The 24,511-nt window shown below is 59.2% G+C and carries 25 protein-coding genes and 1 pseudogene; 12 read left to right on the top strand and 14 right to left on the bottom strand.

The annotated features are described in order from the left end of the window. Window positions 1-17: 17 nt before the first annotated feature. The 3 genes from BM300_RS20650 (at window position 18) to BM300_RS20640 (ending at window position 2,034) form a co-directional block, all read left to right on the top strand. Window positions 18-1,148 carry a PepSY-associated TM helix domain-containing protein gene (locus BM300_RS20650; RefSeq protein ID WP_092146345.1) on the top strand — a complete coding sequence of 377 codons (1,131 nt, stop codon included), beginning with the start codon at window positions 18-20 and terminating at the stop codon, window positions 1,146-1,148. Further along, window positions 1,145-1,324, top strand: coding sequence for a hypothetical protein (locus tag BM300_RS20645; RefSeq protein WP_063324064.1), 180 nt, complete (start codon window positions 1,145-1,147; stop codon window positions 1,322-1,324). Before BM300_RS20650 ends, BM300_RS20645 begins: the two co-directional genes overlap by 4 nt. An 80-nt stretch (window positions 1,325-1,404) precedes the next feature. After that, entirely contained in the window at window positions 1,405-2,034 is a 630-nt protein-coding gene (locus BM300_RS20640) for a glutathione S-transferase (RefSeq protein ID WP_092345310.1), read from the top strand. A gap of 22 nt (window positions 2,035-2,056) precedes the next feature. Here the strand turns inward: BM300_RS20640 and BM300_RS31080 are convergent, their stop codons facing one another. The 6 genes from BM300_RS31080 to BM300_RS20615 form a co-directional block, all read right to left on the bottom strand. Beyond that, window positions 2,057-2,221: a hypothetical protein gene (locus BM300_RS31080; protein ID WP_170862082.1), complete on the bottom strand. Its 165-nt coding sequence runs from the start codon at window positions 2,219-2,221 to the stop codon at window positions 2,057-2,059. Further along, complete coding sequence (creD, locus tag BM300_RS20635; RefSeq protein ID WP_092463850.1) at window positions 2,218-3,591, bottom strand: cell envelope integrity protein CreD; 1,374 nt, start codon at window positions 3,589-3,591, stop codon at window positions 2,218-2,220. The genes BM300_RS31080 and creD overlap by 4 nt, the downstream gene beginning before the upstream one ends. A 54-nt stretch (window positions 3,592-3,645) precedes the next feature. Next, window positions 3,646-4,620 carry an alpha/beta hydrolase gene (locus BM300_RS20630; RefSeq protein WP_092463847.1) on the bottom strand — a complete coding sequence of 325 codons (975 nt, stop codon included), beginning with the start codon at window positions 4,618-4,620 and terminating at the stop codon, window positions 3,646-3,648. A gap of 171 nt (window positions 4,621-4,791) precedes the next feature. Then, on the bottom strand, window positions 4,792-6,210 hold the full coding sequence (gene creC, locus BM300_RS20625) for a two-component system sensor histidine kinase CreC (protein ID WP_092463844.1): 1,419 nt from the start codon (window positions 6,208-6,210) through the stop codon (window positions 4,792-4,794). Continuing rightward, complete coding sequence (gene creB / locus BM300_RS20620; RefSeq protein ID WP_063324059.1) at window positions 6,210-6,890, bottom strand: two-component system response regulator CreB; 681 nt, start codon at window positions 6,888-6,890, stop codon at window positions 6,210-6,212. The genes creC and creB overlap by 1 nt, the downstream gene beginning before the upstream one ends. Before the next feature lie 69 nt (window positions 6,891-6,959). Beyond that, window positions 6,960-7,466, bottom strand: a complete 507-nt coding sequence (locus tag BM300_RS20615; RefSeq protein ID WP_092463842.1) for a retropepsin-like aspartic peptidase RloA2 — start codon at window positions 7,464-7,466, stop codon at window positions 6,960-6,962. Between the two features lie 295 nt (window positions 7,467-7,761). On the opposite strand from BM300_RS20615, the gene BM300_RS20605 reads away from it, so the two are divergent. Then, a complete protein-coding gene (locus BM300_RS20605; RefSeq protein ID WP_092463836.1) occupies window positions 7,762-8,655 on the top strand; it encodes an acyltransferase in 894 nt (297 codons plus the stop codon). A 270-nt stretch (window positions 8,656-8,925) separates the two neighbouring features. Beyond that, on the top strand, window positions 8,926-9,321 hold the full coding sequence (locus BM300_RS20600; protein WP_139232375.1) for a DUF3757 domain-containing protein: 396 nt from the start codon (window positions 8,926-8,928) through the stop codon (window positions 9,319-9,321). Between the two features lie 36 nt (window positions 9,322-9,357). On the opposite strand, the gene BM300_RS20595 is transcribed toward BM300_RS20600, so the two are convergent. After that, window positions 9,358-9,936 (bottom strand): DUF2780 domain-containing protein, encoded by a 579-nt coding sequence (locus BM300_RS20595; RefSeq protein ID WP_092221497.1) that lies wholly within the window; start codon window positions 9,934-9,936, stop codon window positions 9,358-9,360. A 301-nt stretch (window positions 9,937-10,237) separates the two neighbouring features. Between BM300_RS20595 and BM300_RS20590 the strand changes: the two genes are divergently transcribed. From BM300_RS20590 to BM300_RS31845, 6 genes are all read left to right on the top strand, one after another. Beyond that, window positions 10,238-10,660, top strand: coding sequence for a DUF3757 domain-containing protein (locus BM300_RS20590; protein WP_092463833.1), 423 nt, complete (start codon window positions 10,238-10,240; stop codon window positions 10,658-10,660). A 105-nt stretch (window positions 10,661-10,765) separates the two neighbouring features. Beyond that, window positions 10,766-11,341 (top strand): hypothetical protein, encoded by a 576-nt coding sequence (locus BM300_RS20585; RefSeq protein WP_170862081.1) that lies wholly within the window; start codon window positions 10,766-10,768, stop codon window positions 11,339-11,341. A gap of 563 nt (window positions 11,342-11,904) precedes the next feature. Continuing rightward, a complete protein-coding gene (locus BM300_RS20580) occupies window positions 11,905-12,177 on the top strand; it encodes a hypothetical protein (protein ID WP_092146325.1) in 273 nt (90 codons plus the stop codon). Window positions 12,178-12,356: 179 nt separating this feature from the next. Then, entirely contained in the window at window positions 12,357-12,614 is a 258-nt protein-coding gene (locus tag BM300_RS20575) for a cold-shock protein (RefSeq protein WP_092345300.1), read from the top strand. Next, window positions 12,598-13,698 (top strand): RHS repeat-associated core domain-containing protein, encoded by a 1,101-nt coding sequence (locus BM300_RS20570; protein ID WP_092463827.1) that lies wholly within the window; start codon window positions 12,598-12,600, stop codon window positions 13,696-13,698. The genes BM300_RS20575 and BM300_RS20570 overlap by 17 nt, the downstream gene beginning before the upstream one ends. A gap of 495 nt (window positions 13,699-14,193) precedes the next feature. Continuing rightward, entirely contained in the window at window positions 14,194-15,213 is a 1,020-nt protein-coding gene (locus BM300_RS31845) for an RHS repeat-associated core domain-containing protein (protein ID WP_371914667.1), read from the top strand. Window positions 15,214-15,228: 15 nt separating this feature from the next. Here BM300_RS31845 and BM300_RS31840 read toward each other — a convergent pair. Further along, window positions 15,229-15,379 (bottom strand): annotated as a pseudogene (locus tag BM300_RS31840) (formaldehyde dehydrogenase, glutathione-independent); the annotation flags it as partial. Between the two features lie 149 nt (window positions 15,380-15,528). Here BM300_RS31840 and BM300_RS20560 point away from each other — a divergent pair. Then, window positions 15,529-16,614: an RHS repeat-associated core domain-containing protein gene (locus BM300_RS20560; protein ID WP_092221485.1), complete on the top strand. Its 1,086-nt coding sequence runs from the start codon at window positions 15,529-15,531 to the stop codon at window positions 16,612-16,614. 89 nt (window positions 16,615-16,703) lie between these two features. Here the strand turns inward: BM300_RS20560 and fdhA are convergent, their stop codons facing one another. The 6 genes from fdhA to BM300_RS20530 all read right to left on the bottom strand — a co-directional run bounded on the left by fdhA (window position 16,704) and on the right by BM300_RS20530 (window position 24,498). After that, window positions 16,704-17,903 carry a formaldehyde dehydrogenase, glutathione-independent gene (fdhA, locus tag BM300_RS20555; protein WP_092221483.1) on the bottom strand — a complete coding sequence of 400 codons (1,200 nt, stop codon included), beginning with the start codon at window positions 17,901-17,903 and terminating at the stop codon, window positions 16,704-16,706. A 155-nt stretch (window positions 17,904-18,058) separates the two neighbouring features. Further along, entirely contained in the window at window positions 18,059-18,916 is an 858-nt protein-coding gene (purU, locus tag BM300_RS20550; RefSeq protein WP_092146317.1) for a formyltetrahydrofolate deformylase, read from the bottom strand. A gap of 205 nt (window positions 18,917-19,121) precedes the next feature. Then, the gene (locus tag BM300_RS20545; RefSeq protein WP_057450497.1) at window positions 19,122-19,754 is read right to left on the bottom strand and encodes a sarcosine oxidase subunit gamma; all 633 of its coding nucleotides are present in this window, start codon (window positions 19,752-19,754) and stop codon (window positions 19,122-19,124) included. A 135-nt stretch (window positions 19,755-19,889) separates the two neighbouring features. Beyond that, window positions 19,890-22,907 (bottom strand): sarcosine oxidase subunit alpha, encoded by a 3,018-nt coding sequence (locus BM300_RS20540; protein ID WP_092146315.1) that lies wholly within the window; start codon window positions 22,905-22,907, stop codon window positions 19,890-19,892. Continuing rightward, window positions 22,904-23,233, bottom strand: coding sequence for a sarcosine oxidase subunit delta (locus BM300_RS20535; RefSeq protein WP_014340581.1), 330 nt, complete (start codon window positions 23,231-23,233; stop codon window positions 22,904-22,906). The genes BM300_RS20540 and BM300_RS20535 overlap by 4 nt, the downstream gene beginning before the upstream one ends. Before the next feature lie 14 nt (window positions 23,234-23,247). Beyond that, entirely contained in the window at window positions 23,248-24,498 is a 1,251-nt protein-coding gene (locus BM300_RS20530) for a sarcosine oxidase subunit beta (protein ID WP_003206307.1), read from the bottom strand. Window positions 24,499-24,511: the final 13 nt, after the last annotated feature.

Below are 24,511 nucleotides of genomic sequence, written 5' to 3'. Positions count from 1 at the left end.
TTGCATTTGGAACCATCATGAAAAGCAAAACCATCCGCCGCTGGTCCTTCGTCCACACCTGGACCAGCCTGATCTGCACGGTGTTCCTGCTGATGCTGGCGATCACCGGGCTGCCGCTGATTTTCCATCATGAAATCGAGCATCTGCTGGGCGACGCCCCCGAGTTCCGGGAGATGCCGGCCGACACGCCACACCTGGACCTTCAGCAATTGGTGGAAAAGGCCAAGGCCCATCGTCCGGGTGAAGTGGTCCAGTATTTTGGCTGGGACGAAGACGAGCCCAACGGCATCTTCACCATCATGGCGCCGACACCGGACACCGAGCCCAATTCCTCCCATACCTTCATGCTCGATGCGCGCACCGGCGAGGCCCTGGAAATGCCCTCGGCCAACGGCGGTTTCATGATGGTCATGTTGCGCCTGCACGTGGATATGTTCGCGGGTTTGCCGGGCAAGTTGCTGCTGGCGTTCATGGGGCTGTTGTTCGTGATCGCCATCGTTTCCGGGGTGGTCCTGTACCTGCCGTTCATGCGCCGGTTGAAGTTCGCCACGGTGCGCCAGGACAAATCCACGCGCCTGCGCTGGCTCGACCTGCACAACCTGATCGGCGTGGTCACGCTGGTCTGGGCGCTCACCGTTGGCGTCACCGGCGTGATTGCCGCGTGCGCCGACCTGATCATCGCCGCCTGGCGCAACGACAGCCTCAGTGCCATGGTCGAACCCTATCGCAACGCCCCGCCGTTGACCCAATTGGCCCCGGCTACCCGCTTGCTCGACATCGCCAAGGACGTCGCGCCGGGCATGGAACCGAGCTTCATCGCCTTCCCCGGTACGCTGTTTTCCAGCCAACACCACTACGGCGTGTTCATGAAAGGCGGCACCCACCTGACCTCGCACTTGCTGACGCCGGTATTGATCGACGCCAGCACCCTGGAGGTCACCGCCGTGGCCGAGCGGCCGTGGTACATGGACGTCATGAGCCTGTCCCTGCCACTGCACTTCGGCGACTACGGTGGCCGGCCGATGCAGATCTTCTGGGCCACCCTCGACGTGCTCACCATCATCGTCCTCGGCAGCGGCGTCTACCTGTGGCTGGTGCGGCGTAAAGCGGCCAAGCGCGCAGCCGTCGGCACGGAGGTCGTCTCGTGAGGCCTCGGCAGTCGAGTTTCTGGAAGGTGTTTGGTATTCCCGTGGTGATTGGCGTACTGAGCGCAGCAGGGTTGTTTTCGGCGCTGCTGGGCGATGGGATGTGGGATGCAGTGGCCTGGGTGGGCCTGGGGGTTCCGACGGTGCTGGGGACCTGGGGATTGCTCAAGCGCGGATAAGCTCAGCCGGACGCGGCCACTCGCCAGCCGCACCGGAACTGTCTAGGCTAAGTCCTGCCCGCCAATCGAGGAGACTTTGCATGTCCACCCCCAGCATGACGCTGTTCCACAACCCCGCTTCGCCTTTCGTTCGCAAGGTCCTGGTGCTGCTGCACGAAACCGGTCAGCAGGATCGCGTGGCATTGCAGCTCAGCCAGCTCACGCCGGTCAAGCCGGATCGGGCGCTCATCGATGACAACCCGTTGAGCAAGATCCCGGCCCTGCGCCTGGCCAACGGCAGTGTCATCCACGACAGCCGGGTCATTCTCGATTACCTCGACCACCAGCACGTCGGCAACCCGCTGATCCCCCGCGAGGGTGCGGCCCGCTGGCGGCGCCTGACCCTGGCCTCCCTGGCCGACGGGATCATGGATGCGGCGGTGATGATCCGTTACGAAACCGCGCTACGCCCGGCGGAAAAGCACTGGGACGAATGGCTCGAGGCGCAGCGGGACAAGATTCGCCGCGCCTTGGGCATGCTCGAAGCCGAGGCGATTGCCGAACTGGCCTGCCACTTCGACGTAGCCTCCATCAGCGTGGCGTGTGCCTTGGGTTACCTGGACCTGCGCCATCCGGACCTGGAATGGCGCAAGGCCCATCGGCAACTGGCGGCGTGGTTTGCCGAGGTCAGTTTGCGGCCATCAATGCTTGAAACAGTGCCCCGGGTCTAACGCTGCACAAGCTGTGCCGGCCTCATCGAGAGCAGGCTCGCTCCCACATAGAATCGTGTTGCACCTTGTGGGAACGAGCCTGCTCGCGATGGCAGCGCACCGGATCCAGCGGGAACAACCCGGCAATGCGCATCACCAACACTTCGCGCACTCGCTGATCCTCACGCAACCCCAGCGACCGGCTCATTTCACCTCTCCCAGATCAAAGCTCATCGCCGCCGCCGGCTTCGCGCCAACCCCGTACCAGTCCAGCTTGCGGGTCAGCACCATGAACACCCCCAGCAGGCCGAACAGCAACAGCGAACCCATCAACAACGCGTAGTCCTCTGCGCTCAACAAGCCGTAGAGCAAACCGTACAAGCCCGCCAGCCCCGCCGAAAATCCCAGGCCATGGCTGACGCTGCGCAGCACATGGCAGACATAAAAGCCGATCAGCAACACACAGGCACTGGCCGACGCCAGGTAGGCCAAGGCGAAGCCAATGTGCTCCGACAATGACAGCAGCAACAGGTAAAAGAACGCCAGCGCCACACCCACCAAGGCGTACTGCACCGGATGCACCGCCAGGCTCTTGAGCACTTCGAAAAGGAAGAAGCCGGCGAAGGTCAGGGCGACGAACAGCAACGCATATTTGATCGCCCGGTCGCTCTTGAGGTACTGGTCCACCGGGTCGATTAAACTCACACCGAAGGCCCGGCTGCGGAACGCTTCACAACTATCGCTTGGTTCGCAGGCTTGCAGTGTTTCCAGAAGGTTGGTGGAGAAAAACGACGTCTGCCAGTCGGCACTGAAACCCTGCTCATTGATCTCGCGATTGGTGGGCAGGTAGTTGCCAATGAAGCTGGGATGTGGCCAGTCGGCCGACAGGTGCACCTTGGTGGATTTGCCCACTGGCAGAATCTGGAACTCGCCGGTGCCTTGCAGGCGCAGGTCAAAACCGAAGGTCAGCTCAGGGCCGCCCTGGGCGGTGATCATTGGCAGCGGCACATGCACACCCTGCCCCAGCCAGCCGAGCCGCGAGCCAGGCAGGAAGTCGACGGTCTGTTGGTTCAGCGTCAGCGTCAGCGCATTCTCGATGCCGCGAATATCGCTGATGCCAACGCTCAGGTATGGCTCGTCGAAGCGGTAATCGGCAAAGTCCTTGGCAGCGACACCGTAGCGCTCAGGCACCTTGAAGCGGCCATCGATCCGGTTATCGGCATGGAACAAGCGCGCTTCGTAGATGCCCCGGGCACGGGTTTCGGTGCGGATTTGGCCGTCGAGTTCAAACTGCTCCGGTAAAAAATACAACTCACCTGCTCGCTCGACGGTTTCCAGGAAACGCACGCCGGTCTTCTCGTTGGTATTCCAGACCTTCACGCTCTTGCGAAACGGCACCACGATCATCGGCCCGATCAGTTGCTGGTTGTAGCTGGAGCTGCGGGCGATGTCCTGCAGCACACCGTCACGCAGTTCCTGGCGCTCATCAATGAGCCCGTTGATCATCAACAACGGGACCATCAACAAGAGAATCAATAGGGCGATCATGCCCAGTTTTATGGCGAGACTGCGGTTCATGTGGGGCTCTCCCTGTTCGAATGAGGGAGAGTCTGGGGTGGCTGTGTGTTGGGCTTATGGAGCGATTGTGGAGATTGTGTGGAGACGGCCATCGTCGTGCTGGGCGCGAACGCCGGCATCCGCCACGTCCACGGCCTGGAACGCTTCGCGCAGGGAATCTTCCATCAGCTGCCAGGCCTCCTCGGCCGACTCGTCCGGCCCCAGGTGGGTGAACATGTGGTCGCAGCCTTCAAACATTCGCAACCGCACTGGCACGCCGGCCAGACGCAACTTTTCGGCGTAGGCCTCGCCCTCGCCACGCAAGATATCGTACTGCGCGGTGATCACCGTGGCCGCCGGCATCCCCACCAGCGAATCAACCGGCGACAGCAGGGGCGACGCCAACGGATCGAGCGCCTGTGCCGGATCGCTCAGGTAACAGCGCATGAAGAAGCGCATCAGGCCGACACCGAGCAAGGGACGGGCAACGGTGGAAGTCTTCAGCGCTGGGTCTTGGGCCAGGTCCAGCGCCGCATAATCGATCAATTGATGCACCACTTTCAGTGTTCGATGACCTCGCGCCAGGCCCGCCACCACCGCGGCCAGATTACCGCCGGCGCTATGACCACCGACGGCGATCCGCTGGGGATCGATACCCAACGCTTCGGCCTGGCCCGCCAACCACTCGAGCACCGCAAAACATTGCCGCGGCGCTGCGGGAAAGACCTGCTCTGGCGCCAGCGCATAGTCCAGGTTGACCACCAGGCAATTCAGGTTGTGGGCCAGTCGACGGCAATAGCTGTCGTCATGCTCGGGCGTTCCGGCGACAAAACCACCCCCGTGGAAATTCAGATACACCGGCAGCGTCGTCGCGGTCTGGGAATGGGGCCAGTAGAACAACGCCCGCGCGGGTCCCCATGGGGTTGCAATGGTTTGTTCGGCCACGGCGCGCAACGGAAACCGCGCGGGGTCATAGGTGAACTTCGCCTTCATTCGCTTGGCGAAGGCGCGCAGCAACTTGGCCTGCAATTTTTGCCAGAGGCTTACCATGCTCATGCTCCCGGTTGTGTAGCCACGAATAGGACCAACGAACCGAAAGCCATCTCGCCGTAAGGCGGGGCGTGCTGACAGGTCTAGTTATTGTTCGTCAGTGCTAAGCGAAAACTAAACCTAAAAAATGATTATGTAAATTAACCAATAACAAAATTAATCAAATTTTTCTCAAGGCAAGCGCAGCACCACCTCCACCCCACCCTCGACGTTGCCAATCCTGAACTCACCTCCATGCAACTGCACCACTTCCTCCACGAAGTTGAGCCCCAGGCCGGTGCTCTTGCGACCGCTGTCCGGGCGCGGCAGGGAGTAGAAGCGCTCGCTCAGGCGTGGCAGGGCGTAGTCGGGAATCGGTTCGGCCTGATTGAACAGGCGGATCTCGACCTGGTTGTCGATTCGTTCGGCGCTGATGCGCAGCAATCCATGGGCGGGAGTAAAGTCCAGGGCGTTTTCCAGCAGATTACCCAGGGCCTGGCGCAACAGAAATGTCTCACCCGTTAGGGTCAGGTCGGCGGCAATACGTTGCTCGACCTTTAGCTGACGACTTTCGATCCAACCACCGCGCGCTTCCAGCAACTCATCCAGCAAAGCCACCAGCGGCACAGCGACCACGTCCTCCAACCCCTGTCGTTGCTCGATCTGGGCCAGGTTGAGCAAGCGTTCGATCAACTGCTGCATGCGCACGCTTTCACTCTCGATGTTGCTGACGAAACGCTGGTGCTGGGCCGCCGGCATATCACTTTGCAGCAGTTCGGCAGCGCCGCGGATCGCCGCCAGCGGGCTCTTGAGCTCGTGGGTCAGGGTGTGCACGTAACGCTCGACGTAGGCCTTGCCTTCGAGTTGGGTGCGCATGTGCTCCACCGCCCCCGCCAGTTGCTCGAACTCGCCGCCGCGATAATGCGGCACTTCCACCCGGCGTCCCTGGCTGACCGCCTGGGCGTAGCTCGTCAAACGGCGCAATGCTGCGCTGAGCCACCATGACAACAGAGCCCCCAGCAGCAGGCCAAGGACGATCAGCCCGGCGCCGTAGGCCAGCAGGCGCCGCTCCGTGCGGTCGACATAGGGCTGCAGCGAACTGTTGGGCTTGGCCACGGTGACGACACCGATGATCCGGCCGTTATCGCGGATCGGCGCGCCGACATGCATCACTGAAGACGTTGGATCATCGGCAACGCTGCGGGTCGAACGGGCGCCGTAGTGGCCGCGCAGGGTCAGGTAAACGTCGTTCCAGCGCGAATAATCCTGGCCCACCGCCACGCCACTGGAATCGAGCACCACGATACCCTTGGCATCCGTGACGTAGATGCGATGGCTGACCTGGTTTTTCGGCAAGCCCCAGATCGTCGCCGCCGGCTGGCGCTCGCCGTAGGCCTTGAGCAACTGCGGCCAGCGATTCTGGTTGAGGGTGCCGGCCTTGAAATCGTCCCGCAGGATCTCGGCCATCAGGTTGGCCGTGTCCACCAGGGTTTCTTCGGTGGACTGGCGCACGCCGGGGCGGATTTCTTCCATGACCGTGTTGAGCACGAAATACCCGGTCAGACCGATAAACAGCACATACACCAGGAAAATCCGGATCCCCAGCGACATCAGCTGTGCCCCGGGCTGTAGCTGTAGCCCAGGCCCCGGTGGGTCTGGATCGGTTCGGCTTCGGCCCTCACCAGGCGCAACTTGGCGCGCACGCTCTTGATATGGCTGTCGATGCTGCGCTCATAGCCGGCATCACTGGCCACGCCCAGGGCATCGAGCAATTGTTCGCGGCTGAAAACCCGCTCAGGTTGCTCCAGCAGACAATTGAGCAGACGAAATTCGTGTCGGGTGAGGTTCAGCGGTTTGCCGCGATAGTTGATCTGCACCCGGTCGCTGTCCACCTGGAACAACGCTGTGCTTGAGTCCGCCGCCGGTCGCGGCGCCACACGCTTGAGGATCGCCCGGACCCGGGCCGCCACCTCGCGGGGACTGAAGGGCTTGACCACATAATCGTCGGCACCGATTTCCAGGCCCACGACCCGGTCGATCTCGCCATCCCGGGCTGTCAGAAAGATGACCGGAACGTCGCTGAAACGTCTGAGATTTTTACACGTCTCGAATCCGCTGATATCCGGCAGGCCCACATCGAGGATGATCAGGTCGGCCGGGGTGTTCTTCTGGTGATCGAGGGCGGCGGCGCCAAGGCTCAGCCAAGTGGTGTCGAACCCCTCCCCTTGCAGGGCAAACACCAACGTATCGGCGATGGCGGCTTCGTCTTCGACAATCAGGATATGAGGCATGGCTTGCGAGCCCGGCAATAAAGTTGCCGGAACGGTGCCCCAAGGCTTGGGGCACGTCAATCAGGGAAATCAGCAGTCGGGTTTGTCTGCCGTAAAGCGTCGGGCCGGGTTCACCGCTGCATCAAACTCACGCAGGGCCTTGGCGCCAATCAACAGCGGGTAATTGAAGCTGCTGCGGTCGGTCAGGTTGACCTCCACGGTGCGCTTGACGTTACCCAGGCACAGCTCCAGATCCACCACCGGGCGCTTGGTCGGCGCAATTTTTTCGTCGTCGTCCTCGTCTTCTTCAGAGCGGGTCTTGATCTTGCTGATGCGCGCGATCTTGTGTTCGTAGACCTTGTTGCTCGCACCTTTGGTCGCCAGGCGGAACCGCACCCAGTCGTCACCGTCGCGGGTGAACGTTTCGATGTCCTTGGCCGACAGCGAGGCGGTCAGCGCACCAGTGTCCATCTTGGCCTTGAGCACTTCACCACCAATTTCCGGCAGCGCGATGTATTCGTAGCGCCCGTACAGGGTCGGCTCGGCGGCCAGCACTGGAAGGGCCACCAGGGAAAGCAGGGCGAGAAAGGATTTCATGCAATAGGGCTTCCTGTGTGGGGTGGAGGTTTAGACCGTGACGGGTGAATTCGTTCGGTTGGACAGGTACCTGTGGCGAGGGAGCTTGCTCCCGCTCGACTGCGCAGCAGTCGCAAAATCGACCCGATCATGGCCACTATGGGGGGCCGCTTCGCAGCCCAGCGGGAGCAAGCTCCCTCGCCACAAAAGCCCATCCAGTTTAGCCAAGCCCAAGTGAAACTTTCGTCCACGCCGATTTGGCCTGCCGCCGGAAGCTGCTTATCATGGCCCGCCCACCCGCTTGCAAGAGTCACGTATGCGCCGCCTGCTCACCGGCTGTTTCGTCACGCTGCTGTTGTTACTCAACACCCTGGTGCTGTTCGGGCCGCTGATGGTGTTCGCCCTGCTCAAACTGATCCTGCCCGGGCGCTTTCGCGACTACGCCTCGTGGGCGGTGATGTGGATCGCCGAGACCTGGGCCGAAATCGACAAACTGATCTTCGCCCTGTGCATCCCCACCCGCTGGGACATCCGCGGCGGCGGTAACTTGCGTCGCGACACCTCTTACCTGGTGATCAGCAATCACCAATCCTGGGTCGACATCCCCGCCCTGGTCCAGACCCTCAACCGGCGCACGCCATTCTTCAAGTTCTTCCTCAAGAAAGAACTGATCTGGGTGCCGTTCCTGGGGCTGGCCTGGTGGGCGTTGGACTACCCCTTCATGAAACGCTACACCAAGGCCTTCCTGGCCAAGAACCCGGAACTGGCCGGCAAGGACCTGGCAATCACCAAGGCCGCCTGCGAGCTGTTCAAGCGCCAGCCGGTCACCGTGGTCAACTACCTCGAAGGCACGCGCTTCACCACCGCCAAAAACCAACAACAGCAGTCACCCTTCACCCACCTGCTCAAACCCAAGGCCGGGGGAGTGGCGTTCGTGCTGGCGGCCATGGGTGAACAACTCGATGCCGTACTGGACGTGACAGTGGTGTACCCGCAGGAACGGATTCCCGGGTTCTGGGATTTGATCAGCGGCGCGGTGCCCCGGGTCATCGTCGACATCCAGACCCGCGAGCTGGACCCGGCGCTGTGGCAGGGGGATTACGAGAACGACCCGGTGTTTCGCCAGCATGTGCAGGATTGGGTTAACCAGCTGTGGACTGAGAAGGATCGGCGGATTGCGGCGTTGCGTAGCGAAACAATGGATTCCTAACAGTTCTGATAGTTGGCAGCGGCGCAAAACCGCGTGAAACCTTCATCCCGAACATCCTCGGAACCCTGCAAAGACCGCCCCATCTGTTAATACTTCAGACGTTTCCGCTTTTCATGAAGTTTGAGTTCTTATCGCCAAAGGTTAACAGGCAAGAACCAGCTAATTCCAAATCAGCGTAAACAACTGTCAGCATTGACAGTAGCCCTCACCAAGCACAGCCGCAAACATGTCGCCGGGACACATTGTGGAGGCAAGCCCATGAGAAACTTAATGACTGATGGCGGCGCAGGAATTTGCTTACTGATAATCGGCCATGTTCATGCCGCAGAAGTCACCTGTCCGGCTACAACACTCATCCATGGCACCACTGAAACAGTAGAAATTCAGGATGATCGCGAATGGCAGAGCCAAGACCTTGGACAGGAGGCCAATCCAGCGGTGCAGCAATTCAACGGTGCTGAGTTCGCGGTCCATGAACCCGACGAAGATGAACAGGTGCCGAGGAGAGTGATCATTAGCTGCAATTACGGCGAGAACAACCTCACGCTGGATTATCTTGACGCCCAGGAGCCGGCGTCCTTGCCCTGGTCGGCCAACCATTGCGCCAGCCGGGACACCTACTCCTGCAAGCCGGTGAACGCCGACTATTTCAGCTTGAGGTTTTGATGGTTCCGTGGCGGATTTTCGATGTCGCCACCTTCATCAAACACCCGCCCCCGTACCCCAGATCCCCCCCAGATTCTGCAGCAACGAACCTGCCACGCCCTGTTGGCCGAGGTACTGCAAGATAATCGGGGCAAACTGGCCGATCATGCCGCTGTCCATGCCCAGCGCACTGAAGGCATTGTTCAGGTCGCCGGTGTCCTTGACGTTGCCCAGCAAGCCGTCGAGCAGTGCATTCTTCTCCGATCCGCCCCCGAGCAAACCGCCCAGGCCATTGAGCCCGCCGATGGCGCTGTTCCCAGCGATCTGATCCAGGCCCGGAACACTTTTGCTCAACTCGGAAAACTGCGGCTCGCTGAGTTGGTTCTTCGCCAGCCCCAGCATCGCACCGGCACCGCCGATGGCCTGTTCCGGCGTGATCTTGAGTTCCGAGCCCAAGGTGTTGAGCAGCCCGGCGGCTTTCGGCGCGGCGGCCACGGCGCCCTCGCCCTGTTCGCCTTGGTTGCCCTGCATCGCCGACACCACATTGGCTGCATCACTGAGACTGAACTGCGCGAAGGCTGGGCTGGCAGCCAGCGTCAACAGGCAAGACAGAGCAAAACCACGTGAAACCTTCATCCGGGACATCCTCTAGACCATGAAAAAGCCGCTCATCAAGAGCGGCGTAAAGCGAGCGTTGGACTGGCGCGGAGGCAGATTGTTCCTAAACGTATTACAGCAATGGCCGATAGCCACTACAGAAAAATCTTCCAAGCCCGTCAGAAGTGTCTGATTCAATGAAAACTGCGCTTTTTCTTATAGCTATAAGTTACCAAACATCCATATACAGTTCTGAATTGACATAAATAACTGACAACATTGACAGTAGCCCGCCCGACCAAAGCCGTGAATCGTTGATCTGAGCCCTGGAGCCTGGCACATGAGAAAAATACTGGCTGGAGGCGCGGCGTTGCTTTTGCTGATCATCGGCCACGCCCATGCCGGTGAAATAACCTGCCCTGCCGTCACTGACATCCATAAAAACATTGAATCGGTGGAAGATGTTTTTTTCGTCGAGGCACAAGACAACCACGAATGGGAGAGCGAAAGCCTGGTGGACGTGGTCGACCTGGCAAGGCTGCAATTCGAAGGCGCCGAGTACGTTATCCATGAAGCCGACGAGGACAGACAGGCAGCCACAACGGCGACCGTCACGTGCCGGTACGGGGACATAAATCTGAATATGGAGTATCAGCAGATATTGGAACCGGCCTTTTCAGGGTGGGTGAATAATCGCTGCGAAAGCCCGGACACCAAAATGTGCAGGTTAATGGACGCAGACTACTTCAACCTGTTGCTTTGATCGGGAATGGCAACCGCGTCACTGTTCCTGCACAGCATTTCAAGGCGCCCTGCCATCGCCTGCACCGTTACCGTACAGTGCGGCTTTCTCCTGCAGAGTTTGCCTATGAACGTAAAAATCGGCGGCGCGGCCCTCGCCGTCATCCTGACGGGCATGCTCATTGTCCTGGGCGTCAACGAGTACCAGCGTGGCCCGCTGAATCCGGAACTGGCCGACGGCACCAGCGAAGAACAAAAGACCTGGCTGACCATCGAACACCGCATCAAGCGCTCCGCCCCGACGCTTACCGATGTGACCCGCGACCAGCAAACGCTGACGTTGCGCTACCGTCCAAACACCGCCACGGATGACAGCAACGCCTGGGTTGCGGACCTGCTGCGGGTTGTCGGCCATGGCCTGGCGGCGCTCAACGGCGCGCCGGGGGGTAAGCAGTACACGCAAGTGACCGTCAAGGCGCGCCTGCTGGCCGATGATGACGTGGAACTGGTCTACGACATGCAAGGCTTCGACGCCATCAAGACGCAACAGGATGGCTACGTCACCTTCGCCAGCATGCCCCGTAGCCTGGACTTCAGCGCCGATGCCCTGACCCAGGCGCAAGACTATTGCCAAGGCCCCAGCGCCCAGGGCTTCTACCCTGAATTCTGCGACCGGGTCGAGGCCGCGACTGCACACCAATAACCGGGTGGCGAGGGAGCTTGCTCCCGCTCGAGTGCGAAGCGCTCGCCGCTGGTATCTGAAAAGCAGGGGACTGCTCTCCCTTTGTGGCGAGGGGATTTATCCCCGCTGGGCTGCGCAGCAGCCCCTAAAACAGCGAACTCAATCCTCCTGACGCACCGAGCTGCCTGGTTTGGGGGCCGCTTCGCAGCCCAGGGGGGATAAATCCCCTCACCACAATGGAAGCGGTGTTCCTGCCTGAATACTCACGACCAAAAATCCCACAAATACTTGGGAAATCCCCCGCAACAGCGAGCCTTGCCCAGCCCAATAGGCGATGCCTATAGTTCTTCCCGTCGTCCACATGGCGACTCGGGTTTGGCGACTCGATAAACTACGGTCAGAAGCCCTGCTTTTTGGCACGGGCTTTTGCACTCGAAAAACTACTTAATGGTAGTTGTGCGCGGGAGACCTGAGGTCTGCCGGAGTCCGTAGCTATCCGGTTCGCCAACCCGCGTACAGCTGCCACCCATTCGTTTGGCGACGAGTGAGTGGCGGCATCCACCAAGCTACGGGAGATCTACCCAATGAACCGATACATCCCCATCACCGGCGTCGACTGCACCCCCGCCACCCTGCTCATCGACACCCAAGCCCCCCTCGACGTCCTCTACGAAACCGCCGCCTACCGCATCCGTGCCGCCACCCAACTACTGGAAAACATCGCCTTCCGCGAGGAGATCAGTTCCGACGCCGTCGTCCTCCACGACTTCGCCCTGCTCCTGGCGATTCCGTTGCGCGATGGCTGCGACGTGCTGGACGTGATCGGCCGACGATTGCAGGCGCAAGCCCTGGCATGATCGCCTCATGACAGTCATCTGAATATCACTTGCAATCGGTTATTCCCTCTCGGTATTGCCTACTGTCAACTCTGACAGTAGGCAACGATTTGCCCCGATCCTAAGCTCCCGTCGTGTCAACGAAAACAAGGCCATGGGCAACCACGCCTTTATCCATTCGGACAAGCAGGACAATAAAAATGAACGACCGAATCAAGGGAACCGTTAAATGGTTTAACGATGCAAAGGGCTATGGCTTCATTTCTTGCGGCAAGGGTGGCGAGGAATTGTTCGTTCACTACTCGGCGATTGCTGGTGAGGGCTATAAAACTTTGAAGGAGAGGCAGAGCGTTTCGTTTGAAATCGAGAAAGGAGAAAAAGGTATGCAAGCCACGAGAGTGATGCCGGAATTAAGGACCGGCTCCACACAGCGAGCGAACCATGTCGACGAACCGTAAAATGCTGCTCTGCCGCTACCGTTACGACCCACTGGATCGTCTGACCGATTGCATACCCTCGGATCAAGCAGACACCCACCGTTTCTACTTGAAAAACCGGCTGGCCACCGAAATTCAAGGTTCGACGCAGCGCTCGATTTTCCAGCAGGCCGATCTACTCCTGGCGCAACAACAGCGTCTGGACGGCGTCGTCGAAACCACTTTGCTCGCCACCGATCAACAACGCTCGGTACTGCAAGCATGGGACACAATGCAGCCGCATTCCCTCATTTATACACCTTATGGCCACCGTGCCCGGGACAGCAGTTCAATTAGCCTGCTCGGTTTCAACGGTGAACGGCCAGACCCGGTAACCGGACATTATTTACTGGGCAATGGTTATCGGACGTTCAATTCAGTACTGATGCGATTCAACAGCCCGGATGCTTGGAGTCCGTTTGGAGGAGGAGGATTGAATGCATATGCATATTGTTTAGGGGATCCAGTAAATCAGGATGATTCCACCGGACACATGGCGAGAAATCTATGGAAATCTTTCCTGAATTTATTTAGGCCTAAACCTCCGACCCCAACCGCTCATACTGATGTGGCTGTCAAATCAATCAAGAACGTTAAAAGAATTGCAGACAACTCTATAATATTTGATGATTATCAAGATGGATTGCGGTTAAATATAATTGGCCATAGCCCACCCCCACGCTGGGAGAGCGATCCACGCTACATTCTTATAGGTAATGAACTCTTCTCACCAGCGGAGCTATATAAGCATCTTATACGGCATGTAGACCTCAAAAAATATGCATCGCTTAGACTTCTTAGCTGCTACTCAGCTGCCACCGTTCGTCCTTTTGGTGCAGAGCTCGCGACATTGACGAACAAACCTGTAAAAGCATACTCAGGCCCTATCATGGCTAGTTTTTTTTCCAGATCAGGGAAGAGACTAAATATAGCTCATCCGAATATAAAAAAAGCAAAAAAAATAAGCATCTTAAAATCAAAAAAAAATTATTACTTTGAAGGAGAAGTCGTACCTCCCTATCATTCTGTGAAATTCACTTCGCCGCATTCAATAAGACGGCCCTAATCGAAATCAACCAATTACCTTTTGACGATAAAAAACAGTCGAACGCTTCCCCAACAGAGGAAAATCTATGACTTATAAATGCAGGGTCTTATTATGCCACTGCTATTACGATCCATTGGATCGCCTCCATCAGAAAGACAGCTATTACTCTGTTTAGCTGCCCCCCCCTATGGTAAGAGCAATACTGTTCGACATCTTAAAAAAAGCGGCCAAGACCGCACTTTTACCGCTTCATCTACATTACTTACGCCGCACAAAACAACTTATACGAATCAATCACAAACTTCTTCTGCACGCTATCGCACCAGCCATCCCTTCGGCGCATAATCCAGGCTGTTCTTCTACACACCGACAATTTCGGTAAAGTCTCTGAGCAAGTTAAGGTGAGTGACGTATTTTCCCCACTCGCCCCTAACAGAGTTGCTAGTCGACGACTTTAACCAATTGTGCCACAGTAACTTTTGAAATACGCGTACCCTCCAGGGAGTACTGTCGATGCCATTCGAACGCGAAAACCTACTCTGTCGATACCGCTACGACCCGTTGGATCGCTTGGCCGATTGCACGCCAACAGCCCAAGTCAGCTCCCAACGTTTCTACCTCAAGGATCGTCTAGCCACAGAAGTTCGGGGGACGGCGCAGTGCTCCTTTTTTCAACTGGAGGACCAACTCATGGCGCAGCAACAACGCCAGGAAGACACTGTCCAAACCACTTTTCTCGCCACCGATCACCACCGCTCAGTATTACAAGCGCTCAATGCAACGCAGCCTTGGCCCCTCGTCTACACACCTTACGGCCACCGCGTCCCAGAAAACGGTCTACTCAGTCTGCTCGGCTTCAACGGCGAACGGCCAGACCCGGTAACCGGACATTATTTGTTGGGTAATGGGTACAGGGCGTTCAATCCCGTATTGATGCGCTTCAACAGTCCGGACAGTTTGAGTCCGTTTGGGGCAGGTGGATTGAATTCATATGCCTATTGCGTTGGAGACCCGATAAATCGGAGTGATCCAACGGGGCATACTTGGGGCCCGTTAAAGGCTGTCTTGAGGGAAGCAGGGCTCATGAGGCAATCAAATCCGGTAGTTCAACCCGCAGCCTCGCGAAATCCACCGGCAACAACTGGAGCTACTCCGTTACAGACCTCCAATGCTGAAACCTCGGCACGGACGACTAGAGGCATTATAGAGGTCAGTGCCCTCTCAGTTTTTCCCGCTGAGGATCCCAATCGTGGCTTGCACGCTCGGATATTTTCACTAATTAGAGCAGATATTAGAAGCATCTTAAGGACGGGAGCAAGATATAGACCACCTGTTGTAATAATCGTAAATGACGGACTGAACGATTTTCGAGGTCGACATGTTGTTCCTCGGCCTAGTGTCGGAGAGTCGCCTCCGCCCAGTTACGAACATTTTTCTCCGCCACCTTACTCAGTCGCAATGAAAAACATTAGATCAATTGATAGGACTATAAAAAAACATGACACTAAGCCACCCTCCTATTTTCAAAATTAACTTACCCCCCCCAACACTAAACATATTATGCAGCCCAATCACAAACTTCTTCGACACGCCTACATCGAACGTACCAAAGCCTTTCGGCGTGTAGTCCAGGCTGATGATCTGCTCGGACGATTTCCACAACGTTGATGCCGTCCCATATGATCGCTTGCATCACTACACCGTTGTGCTCTCGTGAAGGCTAGCCCTTATGAGCAACGTTCTCCCTCTCCTCCCGCTACCCCACTATCAGAGTTGCTAGTAGGCGACTCTACCCAGTTGCGTCACAGTAACTCTTTAAATGCGCATACCCTCCAAGGAGTAATGCCCATGCCAGTCGAACACGCAAACCTGCTTTGCCGGTACCGCTACGACCCTTTGGATCGGCTGGTCGATTGCACACCAACGGCCCAGGCAAAATCCCAGCGTTTCTATTTGAAGGATCGCCTGGCTACCGAAATCCAAGGCTCGGCGCAGTGCTCCATTTACCAGCAGGATGACCAGCTCCTGGCGCTACAACAGAGACACAACGGCGCCCTACACATCACCTTATTAACCACGGATCTGCAACGCTCGGTATTACACGTGCTTGATGCAACGGGCCTTTCCCCCCTCGCCTACACACCTTACGGTCACTGCGTCCCGGAAAACGGTCTACTCAGCCTGCTCGGCTTCAACGGCGAACGGCCGGACCCGGTGACTGGGCATTATTTGTTAGGTAATGGCTACAGGGCGTTCAACCCGGTGCTGATGCGCTTCAACAACCCGGACAGTTTGAGTCCGTTTGGAGAGGGTGGGATGAATACCTACACGTACTGCTCTGGAGATCCGCTCAACCGGACCGATCCCACAGGCCGTTCTTCAATCTATGGACTTTTCAAATCGATTGGGCGAAATCTCCACCTAAGAAAATCGACACGAATGGCCACCCCTAATATTAAAGAGGCCAAAATGTCGAATTTCAAAATAATCGACAGCCGTGTCGTAGCATTTGAGAGCTCAACCCCCACGCAACGACAATTAATAATCGAAGCCCACGGCACCCCGCATGGCCCGTGGTCTAAAACGGCAGTAGTCAGTAGTGAACGAAGACTGACGCCACAAAATCTTCACGATGCCGCCACCCGCCATGGGATTAACTTCGGCGATTACGACAACGTGGGTTTGCTTATTTGTTATGCAGGAAAAGGTGGAGGCGGATCTTTTGCCGGTCGCTTTGCAAAACTCACAGGAAAACCGGTAGATGCGTATCGAATTAGGGTAGGCATCTCGCAAACTGGTAGTCCGTTAAAGAAACTTCAACAACATGCTCAATTTCCAGGCACTGCGAACCAATCAATTTTTGCAAGCCTTGAAGGCAGAAGCCTTAGTATTGATCCCGAACACGCGGCCTCAGCAATCCGCTTTACCCCATAAAAAAGCCTGACCGATGTAGAACGGTGCCGAAACACGATAATAAAAAAGGGCGACATAACTGCCGCCCTTTTTCCGTCTTGCCTACAACCTTACGCCGCACTAAACAACTTATGCGGATCAATCACAAACTTCTTCGGCACGCCCGCATCGAACTCGCCATACCCCTTCGGCGCATCATCCAGGCTGATCACCTGCACACCGACGATTTCAGCAATGTTGATGCGGTCCCACATGATCGCCTGCATCAGCTGGCGGTTGTACTTCATGACCGGGGTCTGGCCGGTGTGGAAGCTGTGGGATTTGGCCCAGCCGAGGCCAAAACGGATGCTCAGGGCACCGATCTTGGCGGCGGCATCGATCGCGCCTGGGTCTTCGGTGACGTAGAGGCCGGGAATACCGATCTTGCCGGCGACACGGGTCACCTGCATCAACGAGTTGAGCACGGTGGCCGGGGCTTCGTGCTTGACGCCGTCATGGCCGTGACCACGGGCTTCGAAGCCAACGCAGTCGACGGCGCAATCCACTTCTGGCTCGCCCAGCAGCGCAGCGATTTGCTCGTGCAGCGGGGTGTCGGTGGACAGGTCGACGATTTCAAAGCCCTGGGCCTTGGCATGAGCCAGGCGGACTGAGTTGACGTCACCGATGATCACCACCGCAGCGCCAAGCAGGCGTGCGGAAGCGGCGGCCGCCAGGCCAACCGGGCCGGCACCGGCGATGTAGACGGTGCTGCCAGGGCCAACACCAGCAGTGACGGCGCCGTGGTAGCCGGTCGGCAGGATGTCGGACAGGCAGGTCAGGTCGCGGATTTTCTCCATGGCCTTGTCACGGTCCGGCAGTTTCAGCAGGTTGAAGTCGGCGTACGGCACCAGTACGTATTCAGCCTGGCCGCCGGTCCAGTCGCCCATGTCCACGTAACCGTAGGCACCGCCGGCACGGGCCGGGTTGACGGTCAGGCAGACGCCGGTGTGTTGCTCTTTGCAGGAACGGCAGCGCCCGCAAGCCACGTTGAACGGCACCGACACCAGATCACCGATTTTCAGGTTCTCGACATCACTGCCCTTTTCAATCACTTCACCAGTGATTTCGTGACCCAGGACCAGACCGGTCTGAGCCGTGGTACGGCCGCGCACCATGTGCTGGTCGGAGCCGCAGATGTTGGTGGAGACCACGCGCAGGATGACACCGTGCTCAATCTTCCTGCCGCGCGGGTCCTGCATTTTTGGATAGTCGATTTTCTGTACTTCGACCTTACCGTTGCCGAGATACACGACACCACGATTACCAGACATGCTTTCACCTCGCTGTTGTTTTTGTGGAACTGCGTTGCCCAGGCAGGCAGCGCGTTGATTGCTCGGGTTAGTGCTTGTGTCTTTGTTTCTTTGTTGTCTGTAAGGGCCTCATCGCGAGCAAGCTCGCGAATGGGCTGCGAAGCGGCCCCAAAAATCTAAAGAACGACAGTGCGATTGGCGTTCAAGAACACCCTTCTTTCGATGTGATACCCCACGGCCCGGGCCAGGGTCAGCCCTTCGATGTCCCGCCCCTTGGCAATCAAATCCTCGGGATAGTGGCTGTGGTCCACCACTTCCACGCCCTGGGCAATGATCGGACCTTCGTCCAGGTCGTTGTTGATGTAGTGCGCCGTCGCGCCGACCAGTTTCACGCCCTTGTTGTAGGCCTGGTGATACGGTTTGGCGCCCTTGAAACCCGGCAGCAGCGAGTGGTGGATGTTGATCGCCTTGCCGTCGAGCTTGCGGCACAACTCCGGCGACAGCACTTGCATGTAGCGGGCAAGGATCACCAGCTCGGCACCGGTGTCTTCGATCACCTGCCACACCTGCCGCTCCTGGGAAGGCTTGTCGTTCGGGTCCAGGGGGAAATGGTAGTAAGGAATCTGGTGCCAGTCGGCCAACGGCTTGAGGTCGGGGTGGTTGGACACCACGGCCACCACGTCCATGGACAACTGGCCGATGCGCTGGCGGTAGAGCAAGTCGTTGAGGCAGTGATCGGCCTTGGACACCATGATCACGACTTTGGGCCGGTAGTTGGGCGGCGTCAGTTCGAAGACCATGCCAAAGGCTTCGGCCCGCTCGGCCAGGCCGGCGCGGAAGTTTTGCTCGTCAAAGCCATCGGGCTGGCGAAATTCCACACGAATGAAAAAACGTCCCGAGAGCCGGTCGTCGAAGGAGTGGTGCTCGGTGACGTAGCAGCCCTGCTCGAACAGAAAGCGGGTCACCGCGTCCACCGTACCGAGCACGCTGGGGCAGTCGGCGGTGAGAATCCATGTGTCTGGGGCGCGACTCATTGCGGTGACTCCTGTTTGTTATGGATAAGCCCCGCCGAACACAGAACCCTGTGGCGAGGGGATTTATCCCCGCTGGGCTGCGAAGCAGCCCCAAAAGCTTGATGCGATCGGTCTGATACACCGAGGTGGCTGGTTGAGGGCTGCTGCGCAGCCCAGCGGGGATAAATCCCCTCACCACAAAAGTGTTCGGCTTTAGAACGTGTTTTTAGGCCTGCACGCTCAACCCATACTCAGCCGCAGCATCCTGCAACCACAGCCACCAGTAATCGGAGAAGCTGCGGCGAATCACCAGTTCCCAGGTGTCTTCGCCCGTGTGGCGGATCACCAGTTGCGACTTGGCGAACACCGTGCCCACGGCCTTGCCCACCGGGAAGTTGCTCGGGTGTACATCGTAGCTGGTGGATTTCATCAGCACGTCGCGCACGTTCGGACCGGACAGCTCGAGGATCTGCTGGCCGCCGCTGACGTTGACGATCTGGATGTGCAGGTCGCCCAAAGCTTCACGCAGTTTCTGCTCGGCGGCGAACTCTTCGCCGGTGGGCACCACCAGCAGCCACTCGTCCGGGCCGAGCCATTGCAGGCTGGTTTCACCCTTGACGATAACGGTCAGGGCGCCTGGCAATTCCAGGCCCAGGGCCTTGTGCACGCCGGCGGCGAACGCCGGGTCGTGGCCGTCGCCACGAAGGGTCAGGTGGCCCAGGAGTTTTTTCTCGCGCACGGTGACACCGGCGTTCTTGCGGCCCTTGCCCACCAGGCTGGCGAGGTCGGCATGGTGCAGCGACGACTCGGCCTTGGCCCCGGTGGTTGGGCGTTGTTGGTACACGTTGACTGCGGTCATGTGGAGCACCTGTCTCGTAGATTGATCGTTCCCACGCGCTGCGTGGGAATGCCGCCATGGACGCTCTGCGTCCGCTTTTGGGACGCTCTGCGTCCCGGGATGCATTCCCACGCAGGGCGTGGGAACGATCAGGTATCAAATATTCTGCCGGTCGCCCTTCGGATCGAAGAACACCGAAGAAACGATCTCTGCCTCGATCACGCTGCCGTCGGCCAATGGCGCGAACACGCGCTCGCCCATCCGCTTGAGGCCGCCCCTGACCACACCCATGGCAAATGAATAACCCAGGGAGTTGTGGGCATAGCTGGAGGTCACGTGGCCAACCATGGTCATCGGGATCGCCTGCTTGGTGTTGAACACCAGTTGCGCGCCTTCCGGCAGCCAGACATTCGGGTCGATCGGCTTGAGGCCCACCAGTTGCTTGCGGTCTTCACGCACGCAATCTTCGCGATTCATGCCGCGCCAGCCGATCCACGAGAACGGTTTGGTGCGGCCTACGCACCAGCCCATGTTCAAGTCGTCCGGGGTCATCGAGCTGTCGGTGTCCTGGCCGACGATGATGAAGCCCTTCTCGGCCCGCAGTACGTGCATGGTCTCGGTGCCGTACGGGGTCAGGTTGTATTTCTTGCCCGCCTCGACGATCTGCTCGAGCACGCCCATGGCGTAGTCGGCCTGCACGTTGATTTCGTACGACAGTTCACCGGTGAACGAGATCCGGAACACCCGCGCCGGCACGCCGCCCACCAGGCCTTCCTTCCAGGTCATGAACGGGAACGCGTCCTTGTCCAGGTCGATGTCGGTGACTTCGCTCAGCAGCTTGCGGCTGTTGGGGCCCGACAGGGTCATGGTTGCCCAGTGGTCGGTGACCGAGGTGAAGTACACCTTCAGGTCCGGCCATTCGGTCTGGTGATAGATCTCCAGCCATTGCAGCACGCGCGCCGCGCCACCCGTGGTGGTGGTCATCAGGAAGTGGTTGTCCGCCAGACAGGCCGTTACGCCGTCGTCGAAGACCATGCCGTCTTCCTTGCACATCAGGCCGTAGCGAGCCTTGCCCACGTCGAGCTTGGTCCAGGCGTTGGTGTAGACGCGGTTGAGGAACTCACGGGCATCCGGGCCCTGGATGTCGATCTTGCCCAGGGTCGAGGCGTCCAGCAGGCCGACGCTGTCACGCACCGCCTTGCACTCGCGCTTGACCGCGGCATGCAGGTCTTCACCGTTTTTCGGGAAGTACCAAGGGCGCTTCCACTGGCCGACGTCTTCGAATTCGGCACCGTTCTTCACATGCCAGGCATGCAGCGCGGTGAAACGTACCGGCTCGAAGATGTGCCCACAGTGCCGGCCAGCCACCGCGCCGAAAGTCACCGGCGTGTAGTTCGGACGGAACATGGTGGTGCCCATCTGCGGGATGCTCACGTTCAGCGAACGAGCCGCGATGGCCAGGCCGTTGACGTTGCCCAGCTTGCCCTGGTCAGTACCGAAGCCCAGTGCGGTGTAGCGCTTGACGTGTTCCACCGACTCGAAGCCTTCGCGGGTGGCGAGTTCGATGGCGGCGGCAGTGACGTCGTTCTGTAGGTCGACGAATTGCTTCGGCGCCCGTGCGGTGGATTTTTCATGAGGCACCTGGAACAGCGCCAGGGTTGGCTCTTCATGACGGCTCAGGGCTTTGGGCAACACGCCTTCCACTGCCTTGAAGCCGGCTTCGCTGGCCGCGCGCACGCCGCCCTCGAAGCCATCGGCCAAGGTATCGCCGAGGCTGTAGACACCGTTCACACCACCGACGCATACGCGCTTTTGCGGTGCTTCGCCCGGTACGAAACCGAGGATGTCTTCACGCCAGATCGGCTTGCCGCCCAGGTGCGAAGCCAGATGGACCACCGGGCTGTAGCCGCCGGAGCTGGCCACCAGGTCGCAGTCCAGCCATTCGCCAGGGCTGGTGACTTTATGGGCGCGGACGTCGATCGCGGCAACACGTGCCCCGGTGACGCGCTTGCTGCCACGGGCTTCGATCACGGCGCTGCCGGTGAGGATACGGATGCCCTTGGCGCGGGCTTCTTCCACCAGCGCGCCACGTGGGTTGCTGCGCGCATCGGCCACGGCCACCACTTGCAGGCCGGCGTCGAACCAGTCCAGGGCCACGCGATAGGCATGGTCGTTGTTGGTGCTCAGCACCAGTTTCTTGCCCGGTGCCACGCCGTAGCGACGCACGTAGGTGGACACCGCGCCGGCCAGCATGTTGCCCGGCACGTCGTTGTTGCCGTAGACCAGCGGACGCTCGCAGGCACCGGTCGCCAGGACCACGCGCTTGGCACGGACGCGGTTGATGCGCTGGCGAACCTGGCCGATCGGCGCGCGGTCACCGAGGTGATCGGTGAGGCGCTCGTGGATGGTCAGGAAGTTATGGTCGTGGTAACCGTTCACCGTGGCACGCGGCAGCAACACCACGTCGGGCATCGACTTGAGTTCCGCGACAACAGAAGCTACCCATTCGGTCGCGGGCTTGCCGTCCAGGCTCTCGCGGGAGTCGAGCAGGCTGCCGCCGAACTCTTCCTGCTCATCGGCCAGGATGACGCGCGCACCGCTGCGGGCCGCGGCCAGTGCGGCGGCCAGACCAGCAGGGCCAGCGCCGACGACCAGCACGTCGCAGTGGCGGTTCATGTAGTCGTAGGTGTCCGGATCGTTCTCGGTCGGCGAGCGACCTAGCCCTGCGGCCTTGCGGATGTACTTCTCGTAGGTCATCCAGAACGATTGCGGGTACATGAAGGTTTTGTAGTAGAAACCCGGCGGCATCAGCTTGCCGCCGACCTTGCCGAGAATGCCCATCATGTCGTTGTTCACGTTCGGCCAGCCGTTGGTGCTGGTGGCGACCAAACCTTGGTACAGCGCCTGTTGCGTGGCGCGCACGTTCGGGATCTGCGTGGCTTCGGTGGCCCCGAGCTGCAGCACGGCGTTCGGCTCTTCGGCACCGGCGGCGAAGATGCCGCGCGGGCGGGAATACTTGAAGCTGCGGCCAATGATGTCGACGCCGTTGGCCAGCAGTGCAGCGGCCAGGGAATCGCCCTCGAAGCCTTTGTAGGTCTGGCCGTTGAAGGTGAAGCTCAGCACTTTGTTGCGGTCGATCCGTCCGCCGTTGGACAGGCGATTGATCTGGCTCATACCTTCTCTCCCAGAGCCTGTGCAGCCGCTTTCGGACTGTCAGCCTTGTCGGTGAACTGCGGCTTTTGGCCGATCTTGTAGGTTTCGAGAATCTCGTAGGTCACGGTGTCACGGGTCACGTTGAAGTACTGGCGGCAACCGGCGACGTGGTCCCACAGTTCATGGTGCAAGCCACGTGGGTTGTCACGGAAGAACATGTAGTCACCCCACTCCTCGTCGGTGCAGGCGTTCGGATCCAGCGGACGCGGGATATGCGCCTGGCCGGATGCATGGAATTCCTCTTCGGAGCGCAGTTCGCCGCAGTGAGGACAGAAGATGTGCAACATAGGGATTTCTCCTGTTAGTGGGCGACGGCAGCAGCGCCGTGTTCGTCGATCAATGCGCCGTTATGGAAACGGTCGATGGAAAACGGCGCGGCCAGTGGGTGCATTTCACCCTTGGCCAGGCTTGCAGCGAAGACGTTGCCCGAGCCCGGGGTGGCCTTGAAGCCGCCGGTGCCCCAACCGCAGTTGAAGAACATGTTCGGCACCGGGGTCTTGGAGATGATCGGGCAGGCGTCCGGCGTGGTGTCGACGATGCCGCCCCACTGACGGTTCATGCGCACCCGCGAGAGCACCGGGAACATTTCGACGATGGCCTGGATGGTGTGCTCGATCACCGGGTACGAACCACGCTGGCCGTAGCCGTTGTAGCCGTCGATACCGGCGCCGATCACCAGGTCGCCCTTGTCGGACTGGCTGATGTAGCCGTGCACGGCGTTGGACATGATCACGCTGTCGATGATTGGCTTGATCGGTTCCGACACCAGCGCTTGCAGCGGGTGGGACTCGATCGGCAGGCGGAAGCCGGCGAGCTTGGCCATGTGTCCGGAGTTACCGGCGGTCACCACGCCGACGCGCTTGGCGCCGATGAAGCCCTTGTTGGTTTCCACGCCGATGCACACGCCATTTTCCTTGCGGAAACCGATCACTTCGGTCTGCTGGATCAGGTCCACGCCCAACGCGTCCGCCGCCCGGGCAAAGCCCCAGGCCACGGCATCGTGACGGGCCACGCCGCCGCGACGCTGGACGGTGGCGCCCATCACCGGGTAGCGGGTGTTTTTCGAGCAATCCAGGTAGGGGATCTCGTCGGCCACTTGCTTGGCGTTGAGCAGCTCGCCGTCTACGCCGTTGAGGCGGTTGGCGCTGACCCGGCGCTCGGAATCACGGATGTCCTGCAGGGTGTGGCACAGGTTGTAGACACCACGCTGCGAGAACATCACGTTGTAGTTCAGGTCCTGGGACAGGCCTTCCCACAATTTCATCGCGTGTTCGTACAGGTGGGCCGATTCGTCCCACAGGTAGTTGGAGCGCACGATGGTGGTGTTGCGCGCGGTGTTACCGCCGCCCAACCAGCCCTTCTCGACCACGGCCACGTTGGTGATGCCGTGTTCCTTGGCCAGGTAATAGGCGGTCGCCAGGCCATGCCCGCCACCGCCGACGATGACCACGTCGTAGACTTTTTTCGGTGTCGGCGTACGCCACATCCGCTGCCAGTTTTCGTGATGGCTGAGAGAGTGTTTGAAGAGGCCGAAGCCCGAATAGCGTTGCATAGTCATTACTCCA

Origin of the sequence: Pseudomonas sp. NFACC46-3 (assembly GCF_900114515.1) — a bacterium.
Lineage (GTDB): Bacteria > Pseudomonadota > Gammaproteobacteria > Pseudomonadales > Pseudomonadaceae > Aquipseudomonas > Aquipseudomonas fluorescens_Q.
Note: the sequence above shows the minus strand (reverse complement) of the source record. Positions and strands in the feature narration are given on the sequence as shown.

Bases quoted from the DNA above. Each gene is read 5' to 3' on its own strand.
- BM300_RS20650 (WP_092146345.1), top strand. From the start codon at position 18: ATGAAAAGCAAAACCATCCGCCGCTGGTCCTTCGTCCACACCTGGACC.
- BM300_RS20640 (WP_092345310.1), top strand. From the start codon at position 1,405: ATGTCCACCCCCAGCATGACGCTGTTCCACAACCCCGCTTCGCCTTTC.
- BM300_RS31080 (WP_170862082.1), bottom strand. From the start codon at position 2,221: ATGAGCCGGTCGCTGGGGTTGCGTGAGGATCAGCGAGTGCGCGAAGTG.
- creD (WP_092463850.1), bottom strand. From the start codon at position 3,591: ATGAACCGCAGTCTCGCCATAAAACTGGGCATGATCGCCCTATTGATT.
- BM300_RS20630 (WP_092463847.1), bottom strand. From the start codon at position 4,620: ATGGTAAGCCTCTGGCAAAAATTGCAGGCCAAGTTGCTGCGCGCCTTC.
- creC (WP_092463844.1), bottom strand. From the start codon at position 6,210: ATGTCGCTGGGGATCCGGATTTTCCTGGTGTATGTGCTGTTTATCGGT.
- creB (WP_063324059.1), bottom strand. From the start codon at position 6,890: ATGCCTCATATCCTGATTGTCGAAGACGAAGCCGCCATCGCCGATACG.
- BM300_RS20615 (WP_092463842.1), bottom strand. From the start codon at position 7,466: ATGAAATCCTTTCTCGCCCTGCTTTCCCTGGTGGCCCTTCCAGTGCTG.
- BM300_RS20605 (WP_092463836.1), top strand. From the start codon at position 7,762: ATGCGCCGCCTGCTCACCGGCTGTTTCGTCACGCTGCTGTTGTTACTC.
- BM300_RS20600 (WP_139232375.1), top strand. From the start codon at position 8,926: ATGACTGATGGCGGCGCAGGAATTTGCTTACTGATAATCGGCCATGTT.
- BM300_RS20595 (WP_092221497.1), bottom strand. From the start codon at position 9,936: ATGAAGGTTTCACGTGGTTTTGCTCTGTCTTGCCTGTTGACGCTGGCT.
- BM300_RS20590 (WP_092463833.1), top strand. From the start codon at position 10,238: ATGAGAAAAATACTGGCTGGAGGCGCGGCGTTGCTTTTGCTGATCATC.
- BM300_RS20585 (WP_170862081.1), top strand. From the start codon at position 10,766: ATGAACGTAAAAATCGGCGGCGCGGCCCTCGCCGTCATCCTGACGGGC.
- BM300_RS20580 (WP_092146325.1), top strand. From the start codon at position 11,905: ATGAACCGATACATCCCCATCACCGGCGTCGACTGCACCCCCGCCACC.
- BM300_RS20575 (WP_092345300.1), top strand. From the start codon at position 12,357: ATGAACGACCGAATCAAGGGAACCGTTAAATGGTTTAACGATGCAAAG.
- BM300_RS20570 (WP_092463827.1), top strand. From the start codon at position 12,598: ATGTCGACGAACCGTAAAATGCTGCTCTGCCGCTACCGTTACGACCCA.
- BM300_RS31845 (WP_371914667.1), top strand. From the start codon at position 14,194: ATGCCATTCGAACGCGAAAACCTACTCTGTCGATACCGCTACGACCCG.
- BM300_RS20560 (WP_092221485.1), top strand. From the start codon at position 15,529: ATGCCAGTCGAACACGCAAACCTGCTTTGCCGGTACCGCTACGACCCT.
- fdhA (WP_092221483.1), bottom strand. From the start codon at position 17,903: ATGTCTGGTAATCGTGGTGTCGTGTATCTCGGCAACGGTAAGGTCGAA.
- purU (WP_092146317.1), bottom strand. From the start codon at position 18,916: ATGAGTCGCGCCCCAGACACATGGATTCTCACCGCCGACTGCCCCAGC.
- BM300_RS20545 (WP_057450497.1), bottom strand. From the start codon at position 19,754: ATGACCGCAGTCAACGTGTACCAACAACGCCCAACCACCGGGGCCAAG.
- BM300_RS20540 (WP_092146315.1), bottom strand. From the start codon at position 22,907: ATGAGCCAGATCAATCGCCTGTCCAACGGCGGACGGATCGACCGCAAC.
- BM300_RS20535 (WP_014340581.1), bottom strand. From the start codon at position 23,233: ATGTTGCACATCTTCTGTCCTCACTGCGGCGAACTGCGCTCCGAAGAG.
- BM300_RS20530 (WP_003206307.1), bottom strand. From the start codon at position 24,498: ATGCAACGCTATTCGGGCTTCGGCCTCTTCAAACACTCTCTCAGCCAT.